We start from the raw sequence: 12,405 nt of genomic DNA, 5'->3' as shown, positions 1-12,405 counted from the left end.
CCCGGACCGCACGGATCACTCCGGGACCGCACAGGTCACCCCGGACCGCACGGATCACTCCGGACCGCACGGATCCACCTGACGCGCCCGGGTCACCCCGGCGCAACGAACCCCGACTCGTACGCCGTGATCACCGCCTGAGTGCGGTCCCGTGCCCCCAGCTTGGCCAGGACGGCGCTCACATGCGACTTCACCGTCTCCGTCCCCACCACCAGCCGGGCGGCGATCTCCGCGTTCGACAGGCCGCGGGCCATCAGCCGCAGCACCTCGGCCTCCCGCTCGGTCAGCCGGGCCCGCTCCAGCAGCGCGCGGGCCGCCCGGTTCCCGCCCTCCTCGCCGTACTGTGCGGCCAATTGTCGTACGGAGGCCGGGAACAGCAGCGACTCGCCCTCGGCGACCAGCCGCACCGCGTGCACGATCTCGGCCGGCCGGGCCCGCTTCAGCAGAAAGCCGTCGGCACCGGCCCGCAGCGCCTCGTACACGTACTCGTCGTTCTCGAAGGTCGTGATGACGACGATCTTGGGCGGCTGGTCGACCGTCCGCAGCACCGCGCGCGTGGCCTCGATCCCGTCCAGCAGCGGCATCCGCACGTCCATGGCGACCACGTCGGGGCGCAGCTGCCGCACCAGCGGAATCACCGCCGCCCCGTCCGCCGCCTCCCCGACGACCTCGATGTCGGGCTGCGCCTCCAACACGGCTCGCAGACCGGCGCGTACGAGGGGTTCGTCATCGACGAGGAGAACGGTGACCGGCATCCGGCCAGCGTAGATCAGCGGAGCGGCAGCTCTACATGTACCTGCCAGTCACCCTGGTCGGGGCCGGTCCGCGCGCGCCCGCCCAGCAGGGCCGCCCGCTCGCGTATGCCGCGCAGGCCGCTGCCCCGGCCGGGCCCCGGTATGTCGGCGGTGAGCGGGTTGCGGACCTCCAGGGTGAGCGTGCCGTCCGCGACGGCGATGCGGGCCCGGATCGGGACGGACCCCGCATGGCGCAGCACATTGGTCAGCGACTCCTGGAGGATGCGATAGCCCTCCCGGGACACCGGGCCGGGCACGGTGTCCAACTGCCCGGTCAGGTCGGCCTCGACCTTGGCACCGGAGGCACGCGCGGACTCCAGCAGACGATCCGCGTCCACCAGGGTCGGCCGGCTGCCGACCGGCCGCCCCGACTCGCGCAGGATGCCCAGGACGCGCTCCAGATCCTCCAGGGCGGCCCGGCCGGTCTCCTCGATGGCGTCCAGTGCCCGCTCGGTGAAGGCGGGGTCGTTCGCCGCGCGCGCCGCACCCGCCTGCACCACGGCCACGGTCAGGGCGTGTCCGATGGAGTCGTGGAGCTCACGCGCGATGCGGGTCCGCTCCAGCAGTTGCTCGGTGCGTTCCTCCAGGGCGGCCAGCCGATCGGCGGGGGAGGGGCCCAGGAGCCGGCGGGCGAGCGCGGTGATGAGGTGGCCCGACGCGACCACGGTCACCGCGAGCGTGCCCAGCGCCACGGGCATCAGCAGGAGATGCCACCAGGCGTGGCCGTCGAGGACGAACAGCTCGCCGTCGTCGGTGTCACCGCGGAACGCCGCCCACCCCAAGTCCACCGTGGTGATCAGCAGTTGGGCGCAGAACACCGAGGTCGCGCAGCCGATCAGCAGCCGCGCCTCCAGCCATACGACGAGCCGCCCCCGGTCCCTCCAGGAGGCGGACGGCGCGACGACGATGTCGGAGTTCCCACCGTCGGGCCCGTGGCCGGTCAGCAGCAGCCTGGCCTGCAGCCCCTCCACGGTCCGCATCGCCGGCAGCAGCCCGATGGGCGCGAGCAGCACGGCGGCCCCCACCCAGGTCCACCACCCTTCCTCGATGAACAGCCACATGCTCGGCCACACGATCGCGATGAACAGATGCAGCAATCGTGTGTACGTCACCGCCCGGCCGAACGGGCGCAGCAAGCGGACCATTGCGTCATCGTGCCAGCCGCCACTGACAACGAGCCTCCCCCGCACGGGGGAGACGATCTCCACCGCCGGGGGAGGAACGCGCCCCCGCCCGACGGCCAGGCTGACTGCCATGACCAGCATCGAAGTCCAGGCCCTCACTAAGGAGTACGGCACCCGGCGAGCCGTGGACGACCTCACCTGCACCGTCCTCCCCGGCCGTGTCACCGGCTTCCTCGGCCCCAACGGCGCCGGAAAGTCCACCACCATGCGGCTCGTACTCGGCCTCGACCGGCCGACCTCCGGCACCGCCACCCTCGGCGGCCGCACCTACGCGACGTTGACCGAACCCCTGCGCCGCGTCGGCGCGTTGCTCGACGCCCAGGCCGCGCACGGCTCCCGCAGCGCCCGCGACCATCTGCGCGTCCTCGCGGCGAGCAACCGCATCCCGAACCGCCGGGTCGACGAGGTCCTGGAGGAGACGGGACTCGCGTCGGTGGCGCGACGCCGGGTGAAGACGTACTCCCTGGGCATGCGTCAGCGGCTGGGCATCGCCGCCGCCCTGCTCGGTGACCCCGAGGTGGTCATGCTCGACGAGCCGTCCAACGGGCTCGATCCCGAAGGCATCATCTGGATCCGCGCGTTGCTGCGGCGCCTCGCGGGGGAGGGGCGCACGGTCCTGGTCTCCAGCCATCTCATGAACGAGACCGCGTCCTTCGCCGACCACCTCGTCGTCCTCGGCCGGGGCCGCCTGCTGGCCGACACCCCGATGCGGGAGTTCATCCACGCGCGCGTGGAACCCCGCGTCCGGATTCGCACCACCGACGCCACCGCGCTCAAGTCCGCTCTCGGCCAGCACGGTCACGAGGCCGTCCAACACGAGGACGGCCACTGGACCGTGCACCACGCGCGCGTGGACGACATCGGCCGACTCGCCTCCGAGGCGGGCGTTCCCATCCTCGAACTCGCCGCCGAAGAAGGCACGTTGGAGCAGGCCTACCTCGACCTGACCGCGGCCGAGGCCGAGTTCACCGCACAGCCCCAGGAGGTCTGAACCATGCCGTTCGCGCCCGTGCTCCACTCGGAGTGGCTCAAGATCCGCACGCTGCGCTCACTCCCGGGAGCGCTGCTGGCGCTGTTCACGGTGACAGCGGCGTTCTCCGCGCCGGCCGGCACCGACGGAAGCGCCGACCCGGACTTCGACCCGCTCTTCACGGCACTGTCCGGTGTCCTGCCCGGCCAGATCGCCGCCATCTCGTTCGGCGCCCTGGCGGTGTCGTCGGAGTACCACGGGGGTGCGCTCCGACTGACGCTCGCCGCGGTGCCGCAGCGCGGACGATGGTTCGCCGCCAAGGTGACCGCCATCGCCGTCCCGGCCCTGCTCGTCGGCCTCGTCACCGCCGTCACGGCGCTCGTCGTGGGACGCGCGGGACTCGGCTCCGCGGCGGACGGGCTCACCGTCGGCCAGCAGGTCCGAGGCGTGCTGGGCTGCGGGATCTACCTGATGCTGATCGCCCTGTTCGCGGCGGGCCTCACCGCCCTGCTGCGCAGCGGCGTGGCCACGCTCTCCATCCTGATCCCGTTCATTCTCGTCGTGTCCTTCGTGATCGGCGATGCCGCGGGCACCGTCGCGGACTTCATGCCGGACAAGGCCGGGCAGGTTGCCCTGCACCAGACGTACGAGGGGACCCTCGGGCCGTGGTCGGGGCTGGCGGTGACCGCGCTGTGGACGGTGGGCGCGTTGCTGGCGGGGGCGTGGAGCGTGCGGCGCCGGGATGCCTGACGGCACACCAATTGTCAGTGGGGCCGGGTTTACTGGACCACATGAACATCGCACGGCACATCGCCCTCATCGAGGAGTTGTGCTTCCGCCCCTTCACGGCGGAGCACGACGCGTCGGGCGTCGAGGAGGGCGGACCCGGCTACCACGTCGTGGTGTTAGAGAGCAGCCAGGGCGACTGCGGTGCGCGGGCGGCGACGGTCGAGCAGTACGAGAAGGACCGCGACGCCCTCTACGACCGGCTCGCGTCCCGCTGGGGCGAGACGGCCCCCTGCAACCTCCAGACCACGCTGCTGCGCACCGAACAGGAGGAGATACCCGAGCCCTGGGCCTGGCTGAGCGCACGCGCCCGCGTGGCCTACCTCTGGGAGGCGGAGGGGACGGGCCGTTGGGTCGTGGTCGTCGTCGTCGACCGGGAGCAGGCCCACGACGTCCAACTGCTCGCCGTGGTCACCGAGACAGCCCCACCCTGACCGTCAGCTCCGCCCTGACCGTCAGAACCGGCCTTGACCCGTCAGACCTCGGCGGCCGCCACCCGCAACCGCCCGTACTCCTCGGCCATCGTCTGCGCCGTCCAATGCGCGTTCAGCCCGCTCGGGTTGGGCAGCACCCACACGCGCGTGCTCCCGATCACCCGCTCCTGCGGCCCCACCTGGGCCTTGCGATCGTCGAACGCGGCCCGATAGGCGGTCACGCCCACCACCGCCAGCCACCGCGGCCGCAGCCCCGTCACCTTCGTCGCGAGCAGCCGCCCGCCCTCGCGGTACTCCTCGGCGCTCAGCTCGTCGGCCCGCGCCGTCGCCCGCGCCACGACATTCGTGATGCCGAGCCCGTACGACAGCAGCTCCTCCTGCTCCGACGGCCGCATGAGCCGCGGCGTGAACCCGGACAGGTGCAGGACCGGCCAGAAACGGTTGCCGGGGCGGGCGAAGTGATGGCCGGTCGCGGCCGTCATCAGACCGGGGTTGATGCCGCAGAACAGCACACGGAGACCACCCGCGACGACGTCCGGGACGAGTCGGTCGCGAGCGGCCTCCAGCTCCGCCTGGGTGAAGCGCGTCATGCGGTGAAGAGCCTCGAAGCGAGAGGTGTCAGAGGATGGCGCCGGGCGTGTAACCGGCGGCCTCCGGGCGCTGCTTCACGATCTCCTCGATCCGGCCCACGACGATGCCCACCTGGTCGGCCGCGGCGCCGGTGAAGGACAGCTTGTCGGCCATCAGCGCGTCCAGCCGGGCACGGTCGAGCGGGATGCGCTCGTCGGCGGCCAGCTTGTCGAGCAGCTCGTTGCGCTCGGCGCCCTGCTCCCGCATCGCCAGCGCGGAGGCGACCGCGTTCTCCTTGATCGCCTCGTGCGCGACCTCACGGCCGACGCCCGCGCGCACCGCGCCCATCAGCACCTTGGTGGTGGCGAGGAAGGGGAGGTAGCGGTCCAGCTCGCGGGCCACGACGGCCGGGAACGCCCCGAACTCGTCCAGCACCGTCAGGAACGTCTCCAGCAGGCCGTCCAGCGCGAAGAACGCGTCCGGCAGCGCGACCCGGCGCACCACCGAGCAGGACACGTCGCCCTCGTTCCACTGGTCGCCCGCCAGCTCGCCGGTCATCGAGGCGTAGCCGCGCAGGATGACCATGAGGCCGTTGACGCGCTCGCACGACCGCGTGTTCATCTTGTGCGGCATCGCGGAGGAGCCGACCTGGCCCGGCTTGAAGCCCTCGGTGACCAGCTCGTGCCCGGCCATCAGGCGGATCGTCTTGGCCAGCGAGGACGGCGCCGCCGCCAGTTGCACCAGCGCGGTCACGACCTCGTAGTCCAGCGAGCGCGGGTAGACCTGGCCGACCGAGGTGAACGCCTGCGAGAAGCCCAGGTGCCCGGCGATCCGGCTCTCCAGCTCGGCGAGCTTCGAGGCGTCACCGCCCAGCAGGTCCAGCATGTCCTGCGCGGTGCCGACCGGGCCCTTGATGCCGCGCAGCGGGTAGCGGCCCAGCAGCTCCTCGACCCGCCCGTACGCGACGAGCAGCTCGTCGGCGGCGGTCGCGAAGCGCTTGCCCAGCGTCGTGGCCTGCGCGGCGACGTTGTGGGAGCGGCCGGCCATGACCAGCTCGCCGTACTCACCGGCCAGCTTGCCCAGACGCGCGAGCACAGCCACCGTACGGTCGCGCATCAGCTCCAGGGAGAGCCGGATCTGCAGCTGCTCGACGTTCTCCGTGAGGTCGCGCGAGGTCATGCCCTTGTGCACGTGCTCGTGCCCGGCGAGGTCGTTGAACTCCTCGATCCGCGCCTTCACGTCGTGCCGCGTGACCTTCTCGCGCTCGGCGATCGAGGCCAGGTCGACGGTGTCGAGGACGCGCTCGTAGTCGGCGAGCGCCTCGTCCGGCACCTCGATGCCGAGGTCCTTCTGGGCCCGCAGAACGGCGAGCCAGAGCTGCCGCTCCAACTTCACCTTCTGCTCGGGGGACCAGAGCGTGGCGAGCTCGGTGGAGGCGTAGCGTCCGGCGAGGACGTTCGGGATGCGGGGCTTGGCGGGCGCAGAAGTCACGTGCACGGAGTTTACCCGGCGTCCCGAGGGGCCCCGGTTCGTGCCTGCGGGCGCGAGCACCCCAGGTCAGCGGCGCGATCGGCGGTCGAATACGGGCGATCGGGTGAATTACCCGGTCATCAACGCGTCCCGGCTCCCTGTGGCCTCCATTTCTCGTTCATAGTCACCAGGTCGTGATGAGTGTGTTCGTACGGCATCACGACTCCTGCGATGACTTGCGAATCCCGGCAACCGAAAAGACCGCGTCAATAGCCGACGTCGGCTTCCCCATTCCGCCTGAGAGAAAGACGACGAGAATGCGAAAGGCCCTGACCAAGGGATTGATTGTGGCCGCCGCCACGACAAGTGCCCTGTCTCTATGCGGCACTTGGGCGTCCGCGGCCCCGCGCATGCAGGGGACGGCGCTGAACTCCGCCAGCTCACTGTCGAGCCGTTCGGACCTGTGGGACTCGGAGGGGCTGGAAGAGCAGCTGGACGACACATTCGGCGAGATGCATGAAAAATTCGGCGAGGTGCACGAAAGAATGCAGGAGGTGAATGAGCGGCTCAGCGGGATGAGCCGGCCGGCGCCGGCATCCGAAAACGTCACGGTCACGTCCAGCAGCACCACCTCCGCATACGGCAACTCCAGCGACGGCTACGAGAAGCCGAGTCACCACGACTACGGCTACGAGAAGCCGAAGGACCACGGGTACGGGTACGAGAAGCCCAAGGACCACGGCTACGAGAAGCCGAAGGACCACGGCTACGGGTACGAGAAGCCCAAGGACCACGGCTACGAGAAGCCCAAGGACCACGGGTACGGGTACGAGAAGCCGAAGGACCACGGCTACGGGTACGAGAAGCCCAAGGACGACGGCTACGGCTCTGAGGAGCAGAACGACTACGGCTACGGCTCCGAGGAGTCGGACGACTACGGCTATGGCTCGGAGGAGTCGAGCGGCTACGGCTATGGCTCCGACGAGGGCTATGGCAACGGCTACGGCCACGAGCGCCCGCACAAGCCGAACAAGCCCCACAAGCCCCACAAGCCCCGGCCTCCGCACAAGCACCGGCCGGCGCCTCCCCCGCACATGCCCCACAAGCCCCACAAGCCGCATCACCCCCACATGCCCGAGACCGGCACCAACACCGGTGCCATCGTCGGAGGCGTGGCCGGCAGTGGGGCGCTGCTGATCGCCGGAGCCTTCCTGTACCGGCGCAGCAGGGCCGCGCGTCAGCAGTAGCGCACACCTCTGTGACAGCGCCCGGTGCCCCGGCAGGGAACACCGGGCGCGTCCCGTTCAGCGGCTCTTCTTGCAGCGGCCCTCATGCAGCGGCCCTACGCCGCGGGCCCCTCGTACGGCAGCAGCTCCGGCCGCTTCGGCGGCAGCCCGTCCCCGGACGACCGTCCCGTCAGGCGCCGCCCGATCCACGGCAGCAGATGCTGCCGCGCGAAGCGCACATCGGCGACCCGCCGCGCGGCCCACCCGGGCGGCATCGTGGCCGGCATCGGCGTGCGCCACTCGGTGTCCTCGGGTTCGTAGCCGAGCGTCTGCCACACCGCCTCCGCCACCCGGCGGTGCCCCTCGGCCGACAGATGCAGCCGGTCCACGTCCCACATGCGCGGATCGCTGAGCGACGGGGCGCCGTACAGGTCGACGACGACCGCGCCGTGCCGCGCCGCCAGCTCGTCGACGCAGGCGAACAGCTCCTCCATCCGCGGCCGGAACCGCTCCAGCACCGGCCCCTGCCGCCCTGGGCTGCGCATCAGCACCAGCTGGCGGCACGACGGGGCGAGCTTCTCCACGGCCTCCTCCAGGAGACCGCGCACCCGCCCCATGTCGCACTTGGGCCGCAGCGTGTCGTTGAGCCCGCCGACGAGCGTGATCACGTCGGCGCCCATCGCGGCCGCCACGTCCACCTGCTCCTCGACGATCTGCTTGATCAGCTTGCCGCGCACCGCGAGGTTGGCGTAGCGGAAACCGGGTGTGCGGGCGGCCATCCGGTCGGCGAGGAGGTCGGCCCAGCCCCGGTAGGAGCCGTCCGGGAGCAGATCCGACATGCCCTCGGTGAAGGAGTCGCCGACCGCGACCAGGCTGGTGTGAGTGGGGTTCGTCTGCATGGCGACAGAGATGGTATCCCGGGCTCCATACCCGCCGGTCGGTCGGCCCGGGTATCACCTCCGCGCTGCCGTCAGGCCCGCTGCCCGAACAGCTCCCGCAGTACGTCCTCCATGGTCACCAGACCGGCGAGCCGCCCGTCGCTGCCGAGCGCGGCCGCCAGATGCGTACGGCTGCCCCGCATCGCCGTGAGCACGTCGTCCAGCGGGGTGCCCTCCCGTACGCGCGCGATGGGCCGCATGTCCGTCACCGGGAACGGCACGTCCTGCTGGGGGGCGTCCAGCGCGTCCTTCACATGGAGGTAGCCGACTATGTGGCGCTCCGCGTCGACGACCGGGAAGCGGGAGAAGCCCGACTCGGCCGACAGCCGCTCCAGCTCCTCCGGTGTGACGCCCACGCGCGCGTAGACGACGTGTTCCAGCGGGAGCACCACGTCGCGCACCGGCCTGCGGCCCAGTTCCAGGGCGTCGTGCAGCCGCTCCCGGGCGCGCTCGTCGATCAGGCCGGCCTCGCCGGAGTCACGCACCAGCCGGGCCAGCTCGGCGTCCGAGAAGGTCGCGGTGACCTCGTCCTTGGTCTCCACACGCATCAGCTTCAGCAGTGCGTTGGCGAAGGCGTTGATCGCGAAGATCACCGGCCGCATCGCCCGGGACAGGGTGACCAGCGGCGGACCGAGCACCAGGGCGCTGCGGACCGGCTCGGCCAGCGCGATGTTCTTCGGCACCATCTCGCCGAGCAGCATGTGCAGATACGTCGCCAGCGTCAGCGCGATCACGAAGGACACCACGTGCCCGGCGCTCTCCGGTACGCCCACCGCGTGGAACACCGGCGCCAGGAGATGCTCGATGGCGGGCTCGGCGACCACACCGAGCACCAGGGTGCACAGCGTGATGCCGAGCTGCGCGGCCGCCATCAGCGCGGACACGTGCTGCAGACCCCACAGCACGCTCTTGGCGCGCCGGTCGCCCTGTTCGGCGTACGGCTCGATCTGCGAGCGGCGCACCGAGATCAGCGCGAACTCGGCGCCCACGAAGAAGGCGTTGACGACCAGCGTCGCGAAGCCGATGAGCAGTTGTACGGCGGTCATCGCCCAGCCTCCTTCTCGTGGTCCGTGGTGTCGTCGAGCGGCGCGTGCAGCAGCACCCGCGCGGCCCTGCGGCCCGCGGCGTCCACCACGTCGAGCCGCCAGCCGGCGACCTCGACACAGTCACCGACGGCCGGTATCCGGCCCAGCTCGGTCGCGACCAGCCCCGCCAGCGTCTCGTACGGCCCTTCGGGCGCCCTCAGCCCCACCCGCGCGAGCTGGTCCAGGCGCGCCGAACCGTCGGCCGAGAACAGCGCCCGGCCCTGGTCGTCGCTGCCCGCGGGGGCGAGGTCGGGTGTCTCGTGCGGGTCGTGTTCGTCCCGCACCTCGCCGACGACCTCCTCGACGATGTCCTCCAGCGTGGCCACGCCGGCCGTGCCGCCGTACTCGTCGATGACGACGGCCATGGTGCGCTTGCCGGACAGCCGGTCGAGGAGCCGGTCGACGGTGAGTGTCTCGGGGACGAGGAGCGGCTCGCGCATCAGCTCGGCGACGGAGACGCGGGGGCGGCGCTCGGCGGGCACCGCCAGGATGTCCTTGATGTGCGCGGTGCCCACGACCGAGTCGAGGCTGCCGCGGTACACGGGGAACCGGGACAGGCCGGTGGCCCGAGTCGCGTTGGCCACGTCCTCGCAGGTCGCCTGGGCGTCGAGGGCGACCACCTGGACGCGCGGGGTCATGACGTTCTCCGCGGTCAGATCGGCCAGGTTCAGGGTCCGTACGAAGAGCTCGGCGGTGTCCGCCTCCAGGGCGCCCTCCCGGGCGGAGTGGCGGGCGAGGGCGGCCAGTTCCTGGGGGCCGCGCGCGGCGGCCAGTTCCTCGATGGGTTCCACGCCGAAGCGGCGCACTATGCGGTTCGCCGTGTTGTTGAGGTGGGTGATGAAGGGGCGGAAGATCGCGCTGAACCAGCGCTGCGCGTTGCCGACCCGCTTGGCCACGGCGAGCGGCGAGGAGATCGCCCAGTTCTTGGGCACCAGCTCGCCGACCACCATCAGCACGACGGTGGACAGGGCCGTACCGATCACCAGGGCGATCGAGCTCGCCGTCGAGCGGGAGATGCCGAGCGACTCCAGCGGGCCCGCGAGCAGCGTGGCGATGGACGGCTCGGCGAGCATGCCGACGACCAGGTTGGTGACCGTGATGCCGAGCTGCGCGCCGGAGAGCTGGAACGTCAGATTCCGTACGGCCTTGAGGGCGCCGGCAGCGCCCCGCTCGCCGCGTTCCACGGCCCGCTCCAGCTCATGGCGCTCGACGGTGGTCAGCGAGAACTCGGCCGCGACGAAGGCACCACAGGCGAGCGACAGCAGGATCGCCACCAGAAGGAGGAGCACTTCGGTCATCGGGTCACCTCCGTCCCATGGTCGGACAGGGTGGGGAGGATCGCGCGATGTCGGGTACTGGGAGGCTCGCCCATGGGCGGACGCTCACACCTTTCATTGGAGGACCGAAGTGGTCTCCCAATGGTAAAGGAAGGGCAAAGCGCTTCGGTCGAGTGATCGGTCACGTGCGTCGGAGGGGGATCAGTCGGTGAGGTGCTTCACCCACCGTCGCCACTGCTCCTCCGGCGCGTACCCGGCCGCGCGCCAGGCATGTTGCCCGGTCTCGTTGCGCACCAGCACCATGGCGTCGCCGCGGCGCCCGCCGAGCCGTACGAACCTCTCCTCCGCGGCGGTCAGCAGCGCCGAGCCGATGCCCCGGCGGCGACGCTCCGGGTGCACCGCCAGCCGGTACAGGTGGCACCGCCAGCCGTCGAAGCCCGCGATCACCGTGCCCACCAGCTCGCCGTCCAGCTCCGCCAGGATCAGCGACTCGGGGTCGCGGGCGACCAGCCGCTCCACGCCGTCCCGGTCGTCGCTGATGCTCGTGCCCTCGGCGGCCGTCTTCCAGAAGGCCAGCACGGTGTCGAGGTCGTCGGCCGTGGCGGCCCGTATCCGCAGATCAGTCATGGTGCCGATCCCATCACGGGCGGTGGAACGGGAGGCGGAATTCCAACATCCGGACGGCTGCTCGCCGCCACTCGCCGCTACTCACCGCGCAGCCGCGCCATCACCGGGGCGAACGCCTCCATGCTCGGTTCGAGGACGGTCAGATAGGTGAACCCGTACCGCTCGCGCTGCGCCAGCACCTGCTCCGCCATCTCCGCCACGCTGCCGACCAGACCGATGGGCAGCTCCAGGACCTGGTCCGGCGTGAGGTAGGGGACCCGCTCCATCAAGGGCTGTACGGCGGCCTCGCGGTCGTCGGTTTCGAGCACGAACTGGATGAGCAGGTTCAGCTCCGCCGGCTCCTCACGGCCCGCCGCCAGTTCCCGGTACAGCCCGACCCGCTCGTCGAGCTCCCCGGCGAGCATGACCTCCAGCTGCCCCGTCGCACTTCCCCGCACCGACCGTGCGCCGGTGAAGGCGGCGATGTCGGCGTGCTCGGCGGTCAGGCGCAGCACACGGTCGCCGTTGCCGCCGACGAGCAGCGGGACGCGCGGCTTCTGCACCGGCTGCGGCATGGGGGTCCCCCCGGTCGAGCGAAGCCGAGAGTGGGGGAACTCCGCGGAGCCGAGCAGTCGGTACAGCTCCTCGATCGTGCGCAGCAGATGCTCCACCCGTGCGCCGGGGGAGAGCCAGGGCAGGCCCGCCGTGTCGTGCTCGGCCCGCACATAGCCGGTGCCCAGCCCGAGTTCGAGGCGCCCGCCCGTCAGCGCGTCGGCCGTCGCCACCTCCCGGGCGAGCAGGGCCGGGTTCCAGAACCCCGCGTTCAGCACGAACGTGCCCAGCCGGGGCCGTTCGGTCGCCTCCGCCGCCGCGACCAGGGCCGGGAACGGCGCGGGCATGCCCAGATGGTCGGGGACCAGGATCACGTCGTAGCCGAGCTCCTCGGCCCGGCGGCACTTGGCCCGCCACTCCTCGGCCGGGCCGGCGGTCATCAGGTTGACGCCGAAGCGGAACGGCTGCGGGCTCGCCGGTTGCGACATGAACTCTCCTCACCTGCAAGGGAAT

At 71.3% G+C, this 12,405-nt stretch carries 13 protein-coding genes; 4 read left to right on the top strand and 9 right to left on the bottom strand.

Annotation, left to right across the window (positions count from 1 at the left end; all coding sequences use genetic code 11):
- Nucleotides 1-92: 92 nt before the first annotated feature.
- Together POF73_RS34580 and POF73_RS34575 are read right to left on the bottom strand one after the other, a co-directional pair.
- Nucleotides 93-755, bottom strand: coding sequence for a response regulator transcription factor (locus POF73_RS34580; RefSeq protein WP_272123038.1), 663 nt, complete (start codon nt 753-755; stop codon nt 93-95).
- Nucleotides 756-769: 14 nt separating this feature from the next.
- Complete coding sequence (locus tag POF73_RS34575; RefSeq protein WP_272123037.1) at nt 770-1,939, bottom strand: sensor histidine kinase; 1,170 nt, start codon at nt 1,937-1,939, stop codon at nt 770-772.
- 109 nt (nt 1,940-2,048) lie between these two features.
- Between POF73_RS34575 and POF73_RS34570 the strand changes: the two genes are divergently transcribed.
- The 3 genes from POF73_RS34570 to POF73_RS34560 are packed head-to-tail and all read left to right on the top strand — an operon-like array spanning nt 2,049 to nt 4,168.
- Entirely contained in the window at nt 2,049-2,969 is a 921-nt protein-coding gene (locus tag POF73_RS34570; RefSeq protein WP_272123036.1) for an ABC transporter ATP-binding protein, read from the top strand.
- Nucleotides 2,970-2,972: 3 nt separating this feature from the next.
- Nucleotides 2,973-3,698, top strand: a complete 726-nt coding sequence (locus POF73_RS34565) for an ABC transporter permease (RefSeq protein WP_272123035.1) — start codon at nt 2,973-2,975, stop codon at nt 3,696-3,698.
- Nucleotides 3,699-3,739: 41 nt separating this feature from the next.
- Nucleotides 3,740-4,168, top strand: coding sequence for a hypothetical protein (locus POF73_RS34560; protein WP_272123034.1), 429 nt, complete (start codon nt 3,740-3,742; stop codon nt 4,166-4,168).
- Nucleotides 4,169-4,209: 41 nt separating this feature from the next.
- Here the strand turns inward: POF73_RS34560 and mug are convergent, their stop codons facing one another.
- Nucleotides 4,210-4,758 (bottom strand): G/U mismatch-specific DNA glycosylase, encoded by a 549-nt coding sequence (gene mug, locus POF73_RS34555; RefSeq protein ID WP_272123033.1) that lies wholly within the window; start codon nt 4,756-4,758, stop codon nt 4,210-4,212.
- Between the two features lie 28 nt (nt 4,759-4,786).
- On the bottom strand, nt 4,787-6,229 hold the full coding sequence (gene purB, locus POF73_RS34550; RefSeq protein ID WP_272123032.1) for an adenylosuccinate lyase: 1,443 nt from the start codon (nt 6,227-6,229) through the stop codon (nt 4,787-4,789).
- A gap of 524 nt (nt 6,230-6,753) precedes the next feature.
- Between purB and POF73_RS34545 the strand changes: the two genes are divergently transcribed.
- On the top strand, nt 6,754-7,455 hold the full coding sequence (locus tag POF73_RS34545) for a hypothetical protein (RefSeq protein WP_272123031.1): 702 nt from the start codon (nt 6,754-6,756) through the stop codon (nt 7,453-7,455).
- Between the two features lie 95 nt (nt 7,456-7,550).
- On the opposite strand, the gene POF73_RS34540 is transcribed toward POF73_RS34545, so the two are convergent.
- From POF73_RS34540 to POF73_RS34520, 5 genes are all read right to left on the bottom strand, one after another.
- Nucleotides 7,551-8,333 (bottom strand): SGNH/GDSL hydrolase family protein, encoded by a 783-nt coding sequence (locus POF73_RS34540; protein ID WP_272123030.1) that lies wholly within the window; start codon nt 8,331-8,333, stop codon nt 7,551-7,553.
- A 71-nt stretch (nt 8,334-8,404) separates the two neighbouring features.
- A complete protein-coding gene (locus POF73_RS34535; RefSeq protein ID WP_272123029.1) occupies nt 8,405-9,418 on the bottom strand; it encodes a hemolysin family protein in 1,014 nt (337 codons plus the stop codon).
- Entirely contained in the window at nt 9,415-10,755 is a 1,341-nt protein-coding gene (locus tag POF73_RS34530; RefSeq protein WP_272123028.1) for a hemolysin family protein, read from the bottom strand. The genes POF73_RS34535 and POF73_RS34530 overlap by 4 nt, the downstream gene beginning before the upstream one ends.
- Nucleotides 10,756-10,935: 180 nt before the next feature.
- Nucleotides 10,936-11,361, bottom strand: a complete 426-nt coding sequence (locus POF73_RS34525; protein ID WP_272123027.1) for a GNAT family N-acetyltransferase — start codon at nt 11,359-11,361, stop codon at nt 10,936-10,938.
- A 77-nt stretch (nt 11,362-11,438) separates the two neighbouring features.
- Nucleotides 11,439-12,380, bottom strand: coding sequence for an LLM class F420-dependent oxidoreductase (locus POF73_RS34520; protein ID WP_272123026.1), 942 nt, complete (start codon nt 12,378-12,380; stop codon nt 11,439-11,441).
- Nucleotides 12,381-12,405 lie beyond the last annotated feature (25 nt).

The organism is Streptomyces sp. HD, from assembly GCF_028369295.1.
GTDB lineage: Bacteria > Actinomycetota > Actinomycetes > Streptomycetales > Streptomycetaceae > Streptomyces.
The sequence above is the reverse complement of the archived record's forward strand: the minus strand, read 5'-3'. Positions and strand labels throughout refer to the sequence as shown.